Origin of the sequence: Arthrobacter sp. (assembly GCF_031179985.1) — a bacterium.
GTDB lineage: Bacteria > Actinomycetota > Actinomycetes > Actinomycetales > Micrococcaceae > Arthrobacter.
In genome coordinates, this window is sequence record NZ_JAPSHJ010000042.1 from 1 (window position 1) to 15,469 (window position 15,469).

General features: G+C 62.0%; 15 protein-coding genes and 1 pseudogene. 8 read left to right on the forward strand and 8 right to left on the reverse strand.

The window, feature by feature from the left end:
- Window positions 1-389, forward strand: a pseudogene (locus RIN13_RS15960) (hypothetical protein); the annotation flags it as partial.
- 25 nt (window positions 390-414) lie between these two features.
- Here RIN13_RS15960 and RIN13_RS15965 read toward each other — a convergent pair.
- Window positions 415-2,805 (reverse strand): excinuclease ABC subunit UvrA, encoded by a 2,391-nt coding sequence (locus RIN13_RS15965; protein ID WP_309108317.1) that lies wholly within the window; start codon window positions 2,803-2,805, stop codon window positions 415-417.
- Window positions 2,806-3,152: 347 nt separating this feature from the next.
- Between RIN13_RS15965 and RIN13_RS15970 the strand changes: the two genes are divergently transcribed.
- On the forward strand, window positions 3,153-3,446 hold the full coding sequence (locus RIN13_RS15970; protein ID WP_309108318.1) for a hypothetical protein: 294 nt from the start codon (window positions 3,153-3,155) through the stop codon (window positions 3,444-3,446).
- Between the two features lie 4 nt (window positions 3,447-3,450).
- On the opposite strand, the gene RIN13_RS15975 is transcribed toward RIN13_RS15970, so the two are convergent.
- Window positions 3,451-4,170 (reverse strand): alpha/beta hydrolase, encoded by a 720-nt coding sequence (locus tag RIN13_RS15975; protein WP_309108319.1) that lies wholly within the window; start codon window positions 4,168-4,170, stop codon window positions 3,451-3,453.
- 151 nt (window positions 4,171-4,321) lie between these two features.
- Here RIN13_RS15975 and RIN13_RS15980 point away from each other — a divergent pair, with 151 nt between their 5' ends.
- From RIN13_RS15980 to RIN13_RS15990, 3 genes are read left to right on the forward strand one after another with little or no spacing between them, the layout of a single operon-like run.
- On the forward strand, window positions 4,322-4,750 hold the full coding sequence (locus RIN13_RS15980) for a hypothetical protein (RefSeq protein WP_309108320.1): 429 nt from the start codon (window positions 4,322-4,324) through the stop codon (window positions 4,748-4,750).
- Window positions 4,744-4,977 (forward strand): helix-turn-helix transcriptional regulator, encoded by a 234-nt coding sequence (locus tag RIN13_RS15985; protein ID WP_309108321.1) that lies wholly within the window; start codon window positions 4,744-4,746, stop codon window positions 4,975-4,977. Before RIN13_RS15980 ends, RIN13_RS15985 begins: the two co-directional genes overlap by 7 nt.
- Window positions 4,974-5,954: an NAD(P)-dependent alcohol dehydrogenase gene (locus RIN13_RS15990; protein WP_309108322.1), complete on the forward strand. Its 981-nt coding sequence runs from the start codon at window positions 4,974-4,976 to the stop codon at window positions 5,952-5,954. The genes RIN13_RS15985 and RIN13_RS15990 overlap by 4 nt, the downstream gene beginning before the upstream one ends.
- A 21-nt stretch (window positions 5,955-5,975) precedes the next feature.
- Here RIN13_RS15990 and RIN13_RS15995 read toward each other — a convergent pair whose 3' ends face one another.
- Window positions 5,976-6,794, reverse strand: coding sequence for a putative protein N(5)-glutamine methyltransferase (locus RIN13_RS15995; RefSeq protein WP_309108323.1), 819 nt, complete (start codon window positions 6,792-6,794; stop codon window positions 5,976-5,978).
- 352 nt (window positions 6,795-7,146) lie between these two features.
- Here RIN13_RS15995 and RIN13_RS16000 point away from each other — a divergent pair, with 352 nt between their 5' ends.
- Together RIN13_RS16000 and RIN13_RS16005 are read left to right on the forward strand one after the other, a co-directional pair.
- Window positions 7,147-7,452, forward strand: coding sequence for a hypothetical protein (locus tag RIN13_RS16000; RefSeq protein WP_309108324.1), 306 nt, complete (start codon window positions 7,147-7,149; stop codon window positions 7,450-7,452).
- 112 nt (window positions 7,453-7,564) lie between these two features.
- Window positions 7,565-8,362 (forward strand): SDR family oxidoreductase, encoded by a 798-nt coding sequence (locus RIN13_RS16005; RefSeq protein WP_309108325.1) that lies wholly within the window; start codon window positions 7,565-7,567, stop codon window positions 8,360-8,362.
- Window positions 8,363-8,400: 38 nt separating this feature from the next.
- Here the strand turns inward: RIN13_RS16005 and RIN13_RS16010 are convergent, their stop codons facing one another.
- Window positions 8,401-10,518, reverse strand: a complete 2,118-nt coding sequence (locus tag RIN13_RS16010) for a hypothetical protein (protein ID WP_309108326.1) — start codon at window positions 10,516-10,518, stop codon at window positions 8,401-8,403.
- Between the two features lie 170 nt (window positions 10,519-10,688).
- Window positions 10,689-11,387: a hypothetical protein gene (locus tag RIN13_RS16015; RefSeq protein ID WP_309108327.1), complete on the reverse strand. Its 699-nt coding sequence runs from the start codon at window positions 11,385-11,387 to the stop codon at window positions 10,689-10,691.
- A gap of 162 nt (window positions 11,388-11,549) precedes the next feature.
- On the opposite strand from RIN13_RS16015, the gene RIN13_RS16020 reads away from it, so the two are divergent.
- Window positions 11,550-11,975, forward strand: coding sequence for a YchJ family protein (locus RIN13_RS16020; RefSeq protein WP_375164782.1), 426 nt, complete (start codon window positions 11,550-11,552; stop codon window positions 11,973-11,975).
- Window positions 11,976-12,035: 60 nt separating this feature from the next.
- On the opposite strand, the gene RIN13_RS16025 is transcribed toward RIN13_RS16020, so the two are convergent.
- From RIN13_RS16025 to RIN13_RS16035, 3 genes are all read right to left on the reverse strand, one after another.
- A complete protein-coding gene (locus RIN13_RS16025) occupies window positions 12,036-12,872 on the reverse strand; it encodes a hypothetical protein (RefSeq protein WP_309108329.1) in 837 nt (278 codons plus the stop codon).
- A gap of 153 nt (window positions 12,873-13,025) precedes the next feature.
- A complete protein-coding gene (locus tag RIN13_RS16030; RefSeq protein ID WP_309108330.1) occupies window positions 13,026-15,011 on the reverse strand; it encodes an acyl-CoA dehydrogenase family protein in 1,986 nt (661 codons plus the stop codon).
- Between the two features lie 63 nt (window positions 15,012-15,074).
- On the reverse strand, window positions 15,075-15,377 hold the full coding sequence (locus RIN13_RS16035) for a hypothetical protein (protein ID WP_309108345.1): 303 nt from the start codon (window positions 15,375-15,377) through the stop codon (window positions 15,075-15,077).
- Between the last annotated feature and the right edge of the window lie 92 nt (window positions 15,378-15,469).

Here is a 15,469-nt window from a genome sequence, read left to right on the forward strand (position 1 = left end):
CGGCACCGGCCTCGCCGACGGCGGCACCGGTTCCCGCTACAACCCCAGCACCAGCACTAACACCAACCCAGGCGCCGTCGCAGTCACCGAGTACCCTGCTGACGCCAATTACCGGCTTGCTCGACCCCTTGCCGGGCGCGGCCACCGCTACGGCTCCCGCAGCCGTGGACGGCGCTGCGGAGGACGTCGTCGATACCAGCACTTATGCCAGCAGCCGCCTGGCCTCGTACGGATGGGGCACAGAGGAGATGGCGGCCCTGAACACGCTTTGGGACACGTCAGCGGGGTGGCGCGGCAGCCAGGTGGACAGGGGCATGAGCTACATCAAACAACGCTATGGTTCCCCGAGGAAAGCCTTGGAATTCCGCGCTGCGAATAACTGGTACTGAGGCCTGCTCCGGTTTTGTGCCCGGGTCAGGCCCCCACGTAAGCAGCCAGATGCTCGCCCGTGAGCGTGGAGCGGGCTGCGACAAGGTCAGCGGGAGTGCCCTGGAAGACGATCCGGCCGCCGTCGTGGCCGGCACCGGGACCGAGGTCGATGATCCAGTCGGCATGTGCCATCACCGCCTGGTGGTGCTCGATGACGATGACCGACTTGCCGGACTCGACCAGGCGGTCGAGGAGGCCCAGCAGGTTCTCGACGTCGGCCAGGTGGAGGCCCGTGGTCGGTTCGTCGAGGACGTAGACGTCACCTTTTTCCGCCATCTGGGTAGCCAACTTGATGCGCTGGCGCTCGCCGCCTGACAGCGTGGTGAGTGGCTGGCCGAGGGTAAGGTAGCCGAGCCCGACGTCCACGATCCGGTCGAGGATCTTGTGGGCGGCAGGCGTGCGGGCCTCTCCTTCGCTGAAGAAGAGGTTCGCTTCTGTCATCGACATTGCCAGCACCTCGGCGATGTTCCGCCCGCCCAGCGTGTATTCAAGGACCGACGCCTGGAACCGCCGCCCCTCGCAATCCTCACAGGTGGATTCAACGGTGGCCATAACGCCCAGTTCGGTGAAGATGACGCCCGCGCCGTTGCACGTGGGACAGGCGCCCTCGGAGTTGGAGCTGAAAAGCGCCGGCTTCACTGAATTGGCCTTCGCAAACGCCTTGCGGATCGGCTCGAGCAGGCCGGTATACGTGGCGGGATTGCTCCGGCGTGAGCCTTTGATGGCACCCTGGTCAACCACCACCACTCCGTCGCGATCCGCCACTGAACCATGGATCAGTGAGCTCTTCCCTGAGCCGGCAACTCCCGTGACCACCACCAGCGCGCCCAGCGGTATGTCGACGTCGACGTTTTGCAGGTTGTGTGTGTGCGCCCCGCGGACCTCAAGCGCGCCTTTCTGCGCGCGCACCGCCTTTTTGAGGGCAGCCCGGTCATCGAGATGCCGGCCGGTGATCGTATCGCTCTTCCGTAGTCCCTCGAGGGTGCCCTCGAAGACCACCTCACCACCGGCGGTGCCGGCGCCGGGACCGAGGTCGACGACGTGGTCAGCGATTGCGATGGTCTCCGGCTTATGCTCGACGACGAGCACGGTGTTGCCCTTGTCGCGCAATTGCAGCAGCAGCTGGTTCATCCGTTCGATATCGTGCGGATGCAGCCCGATGGTGGGCTCATCGAAAACATAGGTGACGTCGGTGAGGGAGGACCCGAGATGCCGGATCATCTTAGTCCGCTGCGCCTCTCCGCCGGACAGTGTTCCGGCCGGCCGGGCCAGCGAGAGGTAGCCCAGGCCGATTTCTGCGAACGAGTCAAGCAGATGCCGGAGTCCTTTCAGGAGCGGTGCAACCGACGGCTCGTTGAGTTCGCCGACCCACCCGGCCAGATCGCTGATCTGCATCTCGCACAGTTCGGCGATGTTCTTGCCTCGGATTTTCGCCGACCGGGCCTCCGGGCTGAGCCGCGTGCCTTCACATTCAGGGCAGGGCTGAAAGGTAATCGCGCGCTCAACGAAGGCGCGGATATGAGGCTGCATGGCCTCGACATCCTTGGAGAGCATCGACTTCTGGATCTTCGGGATCAACCCCTCATAGGTCAGGTTGATGCCCTCCACCTTGATCTTGGTTGGTTCCTTATAGAGGAGATCGTGCATTTCCTTCTTCGTGAACCTGACTATCGGCTTGTCCATGTCGAAGCCGGCACCGCTGAAAATGCGGCCATACCAGCCGTCCATGCTGTAGCCGGGGACGGTCAGGGCACCTTCACTGAGCGATTTGCTGTCATCGTAGAGGGCAGTGAGGTCAAAGTCGGAGACCGAGCCCATGCCTTCGCACCGCGGACACATTCCGCCCAGGTACACCGCGTTCTGCACCACGGCCTTCTCCACCCGGCCGCTCTTTTCGGTGCTCATCACACCGCTGGCCTTCCGCGTCGGGACATTGAAGGAGAAAGCCGTGGGAGGCCCGACGTATGGCTTGCCCAGCCGGCTGAAGAGGATCCGGAGCATGGCGTTCGCGTCGGTGGCAGTGCCGACTGTCGAGCGTGGGTTTGCTCCCATCCGCTCCTGGTCAACGATGATCGCAGTCGTAAGCCCCTCGAGCACGTCGACGTCCGGCCGAGCCAGCGAAGGCATGAATCCCTGCACAAAGGCGCTGTAGGTTTCGTTGATCATCCGCTGCGATTCGGCGGCGATCGTGGCGAACACCAGCGAACTCTTGCCCGAACCTGATACGCCCGTGAACACAGTCAGCCGCCGCTTGGGGATCTCGATGCTGATGTCCTTGAGGTTGTTCTCACGCGCACCCTGCACCCGGATCAGATCGTGGCGGTCGGCGGGATGCAGCTCTGCTGACAGTATGTCCGTGCTCGTGGCCGTGGTCATCGTGTCTCCATCTGTTGCGAGGGGTCGCCTACGCGGTTTCCGCCGGCGTTATTTGGCTTGATCTTAACCAGCTTTGTGCAGTCATACTAGGTGCGCTTCGGCTCCCGGCGCTTCTCCATTCGTGATCAGTTGCCCGCCTTCGAACGGTACCGGTCCGACCCTTTTCGGAGCAGAGAAAGCGGGGACACGCCAACAAGCCGGGAGTGTCGCCGTCGTTTTGCGTGAAAGAGGGTCAGGGGCCGTCCTATCTTGACCGGATCCTTAGTCAGCGTTGCCGGGACCTTAAGTAAGGTTCGCAACACTGGAATCCAGGCACGGAATCAACATGCTGGAGGACGGTGGATCGCATGGGGAGAATTCAGGGCCGGCCGAAACCGTTGGCTGCTACGTCGGGAATCCGTAAGCTGCTGAGGCAAACGCTCGAGCATCACCTGCGGGTCAAAGGCCGTTTGAAGCATTCGTTGAAGATTCGCACGCTCTCCAAAGCGCTGGCTCAGGCATTGGCAGACTCTCATCAGGCGTCGAGCTGGCCCGGTGACCGCCTTCCTGTCGGGTTGGAGATGTCTCAAGAGGTCGAATTAATCACGCAGCGCATTCAGCGTGAAACCGAAGCATGGGGTAACGAGGTAAGCCACGCGTGAATCGCTAGCTCCGACGGCTCTCTGACGTCCTGTCGACGGCGGCAAGAATCGCCTGGCCGAGTTCTGCAGGCTTCGTGAACTGCGGCCAGTGCCCGGTGGGCAGATCCATGTACTCGACGTCGTGAATACGCGCGAGCTCCGCTACGAATGGATGGCCGGAATCCATCCATTCAATGAGCAGGGAGGACGGGAACTCGCAGGCGATAACGGTGGCCGGGACGTTGTAGCGGCGCTCGTCGTGGAGATGCTGCCGGTCGCTGGTGACTCCTCGTGGCTCAGGGATGGCACGGGCCCGAAAGGCAGCACGCAGTTCTTCACTCAGGTCGGTGAGATCGGCATCCTCAAAACCCTCCCACGGGGGCAGCGGCACGTCGTCCCCTTCGGCAGGGAGTCCGTCGTTGATGACCCCTCCTTCACCCAGCGGTCCGCTGTCCACATAGACGGCGCGCGTCACGCGGTCGGGCCGGGCATCGACAGCCCCGTGGATGATGGCGCCTCCGCCGGAATGGCCCACGAGGACCACCGGGCCCTCAATGGCGTCCACCGCGGCGACGACGGCGTCAATGTGATTGCGGAGGCCGATTCCGGCTCTGGGCGCATCCTTTGATTCAAGGCCTGGCAGGGTCAACGGATGGACCCGATGACCGGCTGCAACAAGCGGCGGTGTGACCTCTGACCACGATGAAGCATCCAACCAGAAACCGGGAACAAGGATGATGTCCATGGCCGTACCCTACGCCTGGACGCGCAAAACTTTCGAGTAACCGGAGTGTTGTGAGACGATCCCGACGCAGCAAAAGTCATCTTTTCCTAACATGGTGTAAGGTTTTCTATACATCCTCCTCTGAGGGGGTCCCTTGCGTATAGGAGTGAAGATGGGTTCCGAAGAAAGAAGCGCATGGATCATGCTGGTGGTGAGTCTTGCTGCCTACGGCATCTATGTGGCAATAGTCCTGGGGCAGGCCGGAAACGCTCCTCTCGAGGAAACCCCCTACGTCGCCACCATGTTGTGGATTACCGGGGGAGCAATCGTTGGCTCTATTCTGCTGAACATCATCGGCTCAATGGTCATCCGTGAAGGAGCCGGGAAAAAGGACCAACGCGACCGGGAAATCTACCGTTTCGGCGAATCGATCGGCCAGTCTTTTCTCGTGATCGGGGGTGTCGCCGCACTCCTGATGTCAATGGCCGAAGTCCCCTACTTCTGGATCGCCAACGCCGTCTATCTCGCATTTTTCCTGTCTGCGGCACTGGCATCCGTTGCCAAGATTGTCGCTTACAGGCGGGGACTCCCGGCATGGTGAAGCCAACCAGGGTAACCAATGACATACGGCGCCTGAGGTTCGCCCACAACGAGATGACCCAGGCCGAATTGGCTGACCGCACGGGAGTGACCCGCCAGACAATCATCGCCATTGAGCAGGGCCGCTACTCGCCGTCCCTCGAAATGGCCTTCCAGATAGCCCAGGTTTTCGGGGTCACGCTGGATGAAGTATTCCAATACCCGGCACAAGAGAGAGAGACACCATGAAGGCTATCGTTCAGGATGAATACGGCTCACCCGACGTGCTGCGGCTCGAGGACCTCGAGACCCCGGCAGTTGGAGACAAGGATGTGTTGGTCCGGGTCCATGCCGCGGGAGTGGACTCCGGCGTGTGGCACCTGATGACCGGCAAGCCCTACCTCCTGCGGCTGTTCGGCTTTGGCGTGCGCAAGCCAAAACTGCGGGTCCGGGGGCGGGACCTCGCCGGCACCGTAAGCGCCGTGGGCCAGAGCGTGACGAAGTTCCAGCCAGGGGATGAGGTGTTCGGGACTTCGCTGAGCGGGACCTACGCCGAATATGCCCTCGCCGGGGAGGACAGACTGGAACTGAAGCCGGCGAACCTCACGTTTGAAGAAGCTGCCGCCGTACCCGTCTCAGCCTCAGCTGCTCTTCACGGCCTCCGGGACGCCGGACGGATCCAGGAAGGGCAAGAGGTTCTCATCATCGGGGCGGGTGGCGGATTCGGTACGTATGCAGTGCAGTTCGCGAAGGCATATGGGGCGAACGTCACCGGAGTCTGCAGTACGGGCAAGGTGGAGCTGGTGCGCTCGCTCGGCGCTGACCACGTCATTGATTACACCCGGGAGGACTACGCCGACGGCGGACGCCGGTACGACCTCATCCTTGAGATCGCGGGAAACAACACCTCGCTGTCCCGCCTTAGGGGGGCCATGACGCCCCACGGAACCCTGGTCCTTGCCGGCGGTGAAGGCGGCGGCGAGGTCTTTGGCGGCGTGGGGCGCCAGCTCTGGGGTCTCCTGTTGTCCCTCTTCACCGGTCAGAAAATCCGAGCCCTCGTATCCGGCGAGAGTGTGCAGGACCTGCAGGACCTGCGGGAGTTTATCGAGGCAGGGAAGATCACGCCGGCGATCGGCAAGACCTTCTCCCTGGTGGAGGTTCCCGAAGCGATTCGCCAGCTGCGTGCCGGGAAGGCACATGGCAAGCTGGTCATCAGTCTCTCGTGAACCTGCAAGATGGGGCCGCTCTTATGCCCCTGGATCCGGGTTGGCTCCAATAATTACCGTGGAGCAGAACTCGTCCGAGTAGACGGAGCGGGCAAGCAGCCCTGCGGTTGCCAGAATCTTGACGGCCGCAGGGGCTTGACTCGCATCTGTCTCAATGAAGATGTGGCCGCCGGGCGCCAACCACCGCAACACACCATCCGCGAGCCGCCGCAGGACTTCCAGACCGTCGTCGCCCCCGTCCAACGTCACGCGAGGCTCATGGTCGCGAGCCTCGGGAGGCATCAGCCCGATGGCGTCCGTCGGCACGTAGGGGACGTTCGCCACGAGGACATCAACCCTGCCCATCAAGCCGCCGGGCAGCGGTTTGAAAAGGTCGCCCTCATAGACGGAACCGCCGAGGCCCGCCAGGTTTTGCCGGGCACATTTCACGGCTGCCGAATCAATGTCGACGGCGTGAAGTTCAACGTTGCCGGTCCATTGGGCAAGGACCAGGCCAAGGGCTCCGGTGCCGCAGCAGAGATCCAGGATTACGGACCCCGGGAGGGCCACTTTTGCGGCTTGATGTACCAGGAACCCTGTTCGCTGGCGGGGAACGAAGACATCCGTAGCAATCCCTATCCGCATACCGCAAAAGTCAACCCATCCCAGAATGTGCTCGAGCGGAACCCCTGCCTCCCGTCTTGTGAGCATGGTTTCCAGTGCGTCCTCGGTTTCGGCGTTTGGCAGCAGGAGTTCCGCCTCGTCCTCGGCGAACACACAACCTGCTGTACGGAGCCGTGAGATGACGTTGGGCAGCGAATACCGGGAATTCCTGGGATGCAGGGAAGTGGAAGGTGGCATCGAATGTGATCGTACTGGAAAACCAGTCGGGGTGGTTCAGTGCTTCCGGGCAGAACTGCGGCGGGGGTCGTTTCCGGGGCGAAGCCGCCCACCCGGGACTTTAGTCCCTTCCGGCAGCAGGGGAGCGTCCTGCACTCTTAAGGGCGAGCGGTTCCTGCACGGCAATTGGGGGGAGGAACGGCTCGGTAGCACCATGGTCTCGTCACGTAGCGGGGAGTAGGCATGAACTCCTTGCAGTTCGGTACGCAGCGACATTCAGGAGACCTTGGGGACTATGACCGTTTTTCAGCACCGATTCGCCCGCGCTGGGTCCAATGCCGCTGTTCGTCTGACCGGCTGCGTGGTCTAGGGCATGGCCCAGCAGCCAGGTAATTCACGGCTAAAAGTTACGGTTCGGATCGACGCGAATCTGCAAACAGCACGCATCGAAGTGCGGGGAAGCGTCACACGGGACAACCTGCGCGCCCTGTACGTCGTCGCCCGTAGAACCAGTGCCATGCTTCCGGGCCGGGAAATAATTCTGGACCTCACGCAGGCCCGCGCGGCAGTCGAAGCAATCGTGGAATTGCACGATCCTGATCAGTTGCTGCGGGTGATAGGGGCCGATGACAGCAAGGAGCCGTGCCGCCTCAGGGTTCTGGACCCCGTGACCGGGTAGGACACGAGAGAAAAGCGTGTAACACCGGCGCGGTCATTACCGCCGGGTATTGCCAGCGGGCGCCTGCGGGAACATAGTGGAGAAAATTCACTGCCCCGGCGGGAGGAAGGCCATGCTGTACGAAAGTGGTTTGATGGTGGGCGGCCTTCCCGGAAATGGCTTCCTTCAGGACAGGACTGCACTCATCTATGGTGCCGGCGGGCCCATCGGGGGAGCGGTGGCGAGGGGGCTGGCAGCCGAGGGCGCGCACGTCTTCCTGGCTGGCCGGACACAATCCAAGCTTGACAAGGTTGCGAACGGGATCCGCGAGTTCGGCGGCAAAGCGGAGACCGCCGTCGTCGATGCCCTCGTTGAGACGGAAGTCGAAGACTTCGTTGACCAGGTGGCAAAACAAACCAATCGGATCGATGTCTCGTTCAATCTCATATCGTATGGGGACGTCCAGCAACCCCTGATGGAGATCTCGGCGGAGGACTTCACGCAACCCATCATTAACGCCACCCGCACCCACTTCCTCACCACCCGGGCCGCGGCACGGCACATGGTCAAGCAACGGTCCGGCGTCGTACTCCTGTTCGGCGGTTCCGGCCCACAGACGTCACCGGGCCTTGGAGGTTTCAAAGTCGCCCTTGATGCCCTTGAAGGACTGCGAAGGCAGTGGGCGCTTGAACTCGGGAAACGGGGCATCCGGGTGGTCACAATGGTCACGGGCGGCATCATTGAAACCATTCCATGGCAGGTGGATGGCCGCGACGAGATCGTGCAGGAGATCAATCGGACCGCGCACCTGAACAGAACAGCGAATCTGGAGGATGTGGGCAGTGTGGCGGCCTTCATCGCCTCCGATAGGGCGCGTGCCATCACTGATGCCACCATCAACATCTCAAGCGGCGGAATTGTGGACTATTGAGCGGATACGCCAATCAGTCCTTGGAGCCGTGTGACAGGCTAGCGGGCGGTGACAGGCGGGGACCCTGCGGCCGCATACTCGGCGTTCGTCGCGCCGACCAGCCCTGAGGGCGAGTCGTAGTACAGGGCCGGGCTGGTGCCTATCCGCACGAATCCGCTTCCGGGAATGAGGGTGCTCACCTGTGGCCCGGGCAGGCCGTAACGGACCCACTGCTGGTAGGTCAGCTGAGCGCCCTTGTTGTCGCTTCCCACCATGTAGATAGCGCTGGACCATGAATTCTTGACGAAGCGCGCCGGGCCCTTGTCCGTGAACACCCGGAGATTCGCCGGAATCTCCATCCACTCCTGAAGGGTCAGCTCATGAATGGAACCGGAGGGCGCCTTGAGGAAAACCGACGGGAAGTTGTTGAACTTGAAGATCGTTGATCCCCCGATATACGGGGTTCTCTCAGGGGCGGGAAAACCGGCTGCGGACCATTCCTGGTAGCTGATGGCAACAACAGTGCTAGCCAGTTCAGCCTTCCCATCAACCATGCCGTCGAGCTTGTAGATGGTGGGGTCCCAGCCGTATTTAACGTATCGGACGGTGACGGTGATCGGAGGCGAGCCCGCTGCTGCCCACTCCGTCAGCGTCGCAGTGGTTTCCCCCGCTGGACTGGCATAGAACAGTGTTGATTGGCCCGGTTTCTTGTAGAAGTAGGTTCCGGCCAGAAGCTTGAAAGATGTGGGTGCGGGCAGTCCATATGCTTCCCAGGCTGCGTAACTGAGTGCCTTGCCCTTGCCATTGCTTTCCACCGCGTAGATGGTGGGGCTCCAGCTGTTTTTCACGAAACTGACGGCGGGAAGTGTGGTGTAAGCAGGCATGCCCAGCGCAGAGTACTCGCTCCAGCTCAGGGCCTTGAAACTGCCGTCAGCCCTCTTGCCGTAGATGTTCGCCGCGTTTGCGTGCTTGAAGTAGGAGACGTAGGGGGTGGCAGCCCGGATGGTGATTCCGGCCGCACCGCTGTTGATGTAGTCGAGCGTTACCCGTGTGCCGGCAGCGGTGGTGAAGGTGCCGCTCTGCCAGGCGAGGTTGGGGTGGTACCAGCCGTCATAGGGGATCGTCCTCGGCGGGATAACCATCGATGCCGTTGGCTCCCCTGGGTCAGCTTTTGTGATTTGCACCCCCCGGTTCCCATTGATGGCGGTGGCGCCGTCATAGCCGACAGGCATTCTGAGTTCGAGGTAGTAGACCTCTTTGCTGACGGGGTCGGTAAACTTCAGGGCCCGTGCATTGCCTGGTCCGGCCCATGGGGTGAGGGTATAACTTGCAGAGCCCACTGGTGTCCCGATGTTGCGGATTTCATACCCGTTTCCCAAGGAAGCGATGTCGTACTGGTACGCGTCGAGGGTCGGCATGGCGGCCTGGCTGACACCCATGAGCGACGTCATGTTGCCGTAGGGCCGCGAGTAGCAGTTTCCGTTATCGAGCTTCCCCTGGCTGTACGTGGAATCGGCGCTGCCATCCTTGCACTGGAGGCTGTTGGCGTGGTCGAGGCCAAAGACGTGCCCGAATTCGTGCCCCATCACGGCGTTTGTATAGGCGCTGGGATAGGGCATCAGGACGCGGCCGCTCGTGGGCCCACTGGACCACCCGGCGCCGAGGTTGCCACCCTGGCCGTAGACCACCACATCGTTCCGGGGCATGAACACCACCAGGCTGGTGTTCGGGCTCTCTATCCACCCCAGCTCACGCGTCACGGTCACCAGAATGTCGTCGAAACTCCAGTCGGACCGGGCACTTGTTTTGAAGCCAGTGACCGTATCAAACAGAGACAACGACAGCCGGCCCCCGGACATGCCGCTCCAGTACTGGCTGGCGGCGGCGATCGAGTTCTTGGCTGCGCTGAGGTTGATGGCTGACGTGTCCGCAGAGGAGCGATCAGCCGTCTGAATGGTTACCAGGGACACCTTGACCGTAGCTGTCCTGGGCGTCCATTCGGTAGTGAGACTTCCTGGAGTCAGAGGGGACGGAGCTGTCCGAATGAAGTGGGTAATCGGAGGGGGAGGCGGCGGGAGAGTTTCTGTGGTGACCCGACCTGCTGCAGCCATGCTGGCCGGCGCCACGAGGCTGACTATCAACAGGGCCATGACCGTAAATGCCGAAACGACCCGCATGATTCCCCCAGATGTTAAAGAAACCCGTCGGACACCCCTGTCCAAAACGCGGTTTACTACGAGACCTATCCCCACGGCAATTGTCACGGCAAAGACTTTGGGTTGCAAGCAAGTCCTGTAACGAATGCGACACGTGATGCAACTCGGCTTCACCGTAGCCAAGCAAATGCCTACTTGACGCTCTCTGATTTGGGCCGGGCAGCAAGGGAAACAAGGGAGCCGGTATCCAGCAGATCCTCGGTGGCGGGCGTCGGCGGTTTCTTGAAGGACCGGGGCACGGGAACGGGCCCGCTCCCGTCCTTAACCCGCTGGTCCAACGCGGATTCAACCAGCGGGGCCACCCGCGGCACCTCTGCCGGGAGCACTCCGGGCGGCGGGACATCCGGGACGCTCGCATTGATGGCCGGTTTTTCCGCCCTTGCCCTGGCCACTGCACGTGCATCCGCGAGGGCAACTGCCTCTGCCCAGTCAGCAGCCATCTCGGCCGGTGCCCGGTGCGCTTTGCCGATCAAAGGAAGGTAGCCCGTTGCAGTCCGCAGCACCCCGGAAATCCGCTGCAGGTTGTGTGGTCCCGGGGGTGCGCTGGTTGGCGTGACTGCAGCCGGTCCGGTGCTGTCCTTGGTATCTTCGTCCTCCGGCATCGCAAAGGACGGTGCGGCCAAGGAACCCGGCAGTCGGACGACGTCCACGGTGTCCTGGCCGGGGAAACGGCCAAACATAGCCATGACCAGGACTGCGGCCAACCGTCCTACGCCCGCAATGACAAGCGTGGCGATGAACACCAGGAACAGGCCCAGGAACATTACGAAGGCCAGCCCGAGTGTGCCAAAAAAGGTCAGGTTCAGGGCGATGGTCGTCGGATCTTCCACTTACCTCTCCTATCCAGCCTTCGTGAGGTAGTTGCCTGAATCGGTCGCAGGGGCAACTGCCCTTATCCACCATACGTACTATTCTTTTGCCGTGCTCCCGGCTGGCGGCTGGTGGCGGACTTCGTGTCGCAGCCGTTACCGTTTGTTCACAGCTTTCGGCTGATCCAACAGCCAGAACCCACTTTCGAAGGACAAAACGTGACATACAGCGGACGTTGCCCCTGCCTAACAGGTGAGCAGTACGCTGAGTGTTGCGGCCGCTTCCATTCAGGAAATACTCACGCCCCGACGGCCGAGCAGTTGATGCGCTCACGCTACTGCGCCTTCGTTTTGCTGGAGAAGGAATACCTGCTCCAAACCTGGCATCCCCAGACCCGGCCGTCGTCCCTTGAACTGGATCCGGCTCTGGAATGGCGCCGCCTGGATATCCTTTCCTCCCGGCACGGAGGTCCGCTCGACACCGAGGGCACCGTGGAATTCGCTGCGCATTTCAGGCACGACGGCGTACGCGGAGTCCATCACGAAACAAGCCGTTTCGTGCGGGAGGACAAGCGCTGGTACTACGTCCATGGAGAAACGTCCGCCTAAGGGAACACCGCCAGTGATGCACCGGACGCCGGGCATCATTGCCCGCCGCCCGGCGATTACCTAGCGGTCATCGTAGTCCTCCGCCGGAGTAAACCCTGCCTTGTCTACCTTGCGGTGGAAATGCATTCCGGCCATGCCTCCGAGGACGGCCCCAACCAAGGCCACAGCTGCCACCACAACGGCAGCAATAATGCCCGTCGTGCTCAGCTGGCCCTCATTCACCGGGATGCGGGGGAAACTGTTCAGGTTCGCCAGGATGTTGAACCGCTCCCCGGCGATCATGCCCAGCAGTGCCACCAGTACAGCCACGATCACTGCCCAAAACCAGACCATCAGGCCCTGCTTCGCGCCGTTAAACCTCGCCATCCGTCCTGCCACGTAGCCGCCGGAGTAGTAGGAGAGGAAGAGCACCACCAAGAGCACGATGATTCCCACGATTCCAACAGTCTGGTCCGAGGCTGCTTGGTTGACGGCCTCGTTGACATCGGTATTCGTTGCGAGACCCACTGCGGTTCCGGCGGCAGCCACCAAGGCGGTGACCAGGACCGCCATTCCTGTTGCCGTCAGCCATCCAAAGAAGGCCGAACCGATCTTGATTCCGCCGAAGGCTTCCTTCTCACGGGCAACCACGGTTTCACGGGTCGCCAAGCCTGGATCGGTGGCGGGAACGGCCTGGTAACTTCTGGTCGCGCCGTATTCGTCGCCGGAGGAGGCGGCTGTGGTACCGCTGTCGTCGTACGCTCCGCCCGAAGAGTAGTCGCGGCGGGTGGTGTCGTGCACGGGTGTGTCGCTGTAGTCGCGTTCGGCGTCGTCCCGGGGATCCACCGCGTTGGGAATGCCGTCTCTGTCGCGGTCGTGCCTGGACTGCTTGCCGTCGGGGCCGATTATGCTGCTCATCGGACATCCTCGCTTTCATTGGTCCAACCTGACCATTTTTTGGGCAGGCCACTGCAATGCCGAGACCATAGGGGTCTCACTTCCACCTAACCACGCTGTGGATAAAGTAGCAAGGCTGCTTACTATTTGCGGTTGGGGCTCGACGCCGTGCGGTCAGCGGTACTTACGGTGCAGATTTTCTCGGCTGGAGGCGCCAGGTGTTGCATCGGCGATCCATGGTCCGGTCCCTTCGGATTGGTCAAGCACTCCTGCTTCAAGCCATTCGTAGTCACCGGCGAGGACCCGGCGTGAAACTTCGTGGTCGCCGTCGTCTGTGTTCCTCCACAGCTGATCAAAGTATTCGTCCACCCGGACCCTGGCCTGCTCGCAGAAAGCCTCGGCCAGCTCGTATGCTGAACCGCCCCGTTCCGGCGTCGTCCTGAGAATCATTTCTGCTCGGGAACAGCTAGCCGCCATGGCAAACAACTCGGCTCCAATATCCACGATCCGGCCGAGGAAGGCCTGCTTGTGCTCCAGCTTGGCCTGCCAGCGTCCCATGCCATAGAACGTCTGCCGAGCCAGCCTGCGGGAGGACCTTTCCACAAATCTCAGCTGCTTGGCCAGCCTGCCGAATTCGCCATAGGACCTCGGATCCATGCCTGCCCCCGCCACGAGTTTGGGCAGCCATTTCGCGTAGAAACCCGAAGCCCCGACTGCGGCCCGCGCCTTATCCGACAGGCTCGCTTCGGCGGAGGCGAGGTCACCGGCCGCTGCCAGGTGGGCATCCACTGCCTCACGCGCGATGAGAAGCCTCATGATTTCGGAGGATCCCTCAAAGATCCGGTTAATACGGAGGTCCCGCAGCTGCTGTTCCGCCGCGACTGCCCGCTCACCGCGGGCCCGGAGTGAATCGGCTGTCTCAAAGCCGCGCCCGCCCCGGATCTGAACCAGTTCATCCGCGATCCGGCAGCTTATTTCCGTGGACCACAGCTTTGCCAGGGCGGCTTCAATCCTGACATCTTTCTGCCCGGAGTCAGCCAGCTCGGCGGACAGTTCAAACACGGCATCCAGGGCAAAGGCGGACGCAGCGATGAAAGCGATTTTCTTGCCCACAGCCTCGTGCTTCCCGACGGGGCGGCCCCACTGGGTCCGGGCGTTGGACCATTCCCTGGCGATTTTCAGGCTCCACCGCCCCGACGCCACACACAGCGCAGGGATGGACAGGCGCCCTGTATTCAGGGTTGTCAGTGCGATCTTCAGCCCCTGCCCCTCCCTGCCCAGCCGGTTGGCTGCCGGTACACGGACCTGATGGAACCGGGTGACGCCGTTTTCGATTCCACGCAGACCCATAAAGGCGTTCCGGTTTTCCACGGTGATGCCGGGGGAGTTCATTTCCACGACGAACGCCGTGATGCCGCCCTTGTGGCTGGTGCCGTTGGCATCCGTGTGGGCGGGAACCACCGCCATCACAACAACGAGCTCGGCAATGACGCCGTTGGTGGTCCAGAGCTTCACGCCGTCCAGAATGTAGGACCCGCCGTCGTCCGAGGGGACGGCCGTGCTGCCCATCCGGGCGGGGTCGCTGCCAACGTCGGGTTCTGTCAGGAGAAAAGCTGTGATGGCCCCCGCGGCGCAGCGCGGCAGATACCCGCGTTTTTGCTCTGGGGTGCCGAAGACCTTCACTGGCTCGGGCACGCCGATGGATTGGTGCGCGGACAGCAACGCCCCGAGGCTGGGATGGACGGAGCCCATCAAAGCGAGGGCACGTCCATAGTAAACAAGGGACAATCCGAGCCCGCCATACTCCCGGGGAATCTTCATACCGAAGACACCGAGTTCGGACAGGCCGGCGATGTACTCGTCAGGTATTTTTGCGTCCCGCTCAATTACGCGGCCGGACATCGTCTTGCAGTACTCCGTCAGTCGGGCCATGAACGCTTCGCCGCGTTCGATGTCGTCGGGCTGGGCTTCAGGCCAAGGATGGACGAGGTTGATATCGAAGCTGCCCAGGTACAGTCCTTTGGCGAAGCTGGGCCTGTCCCATTGGGTCTCGCGGGCGGCCTCAGTGATGGCACGGGCGTCCGCTGCCGTTGCCTCCGGGCCCATCTTCTCGGGTGCTATGGGAACATCTGCGGCTGGGCTGTCAGTGGCGGAGCTCATGGGGCATCTCCTCTAACCGGGTGACCGGGTCGAGCCCTGGGCCCGCCGTGGGTGGAGAACCCTTCAGCTGTCCCTCAATGCTACCCGCGGGTAGCTTCCGGTGCTAGGGGAAGGCTGGGCGCTGAGATCCACGGGCAACTCGGCGGCAACGGTGTGGTGGAGGACCCGGTCCCAGGCATGGTTGATTCCGTGGACCATCGCCAGGAGGGTTCCGGCGACTATGAACCAGGCCAACCTGCCCACGCCTACCAGGACCAGGGCCATGAAGGCGGCCGCTGCGATGAACACCACAATCACCAAGGCAAATACCAAAGTTCCGACGAACACCATTGTCGCCGTTTCCACCGAACTGATATCAAACTCCATGCTTCCCCCTGCATCATTGCTTTCGCTCACGTTGTGGCATGAGCGTAAAGCCAGGTAATGGATGCCTGCCAGAGTCCAGACACCGCGCCGCG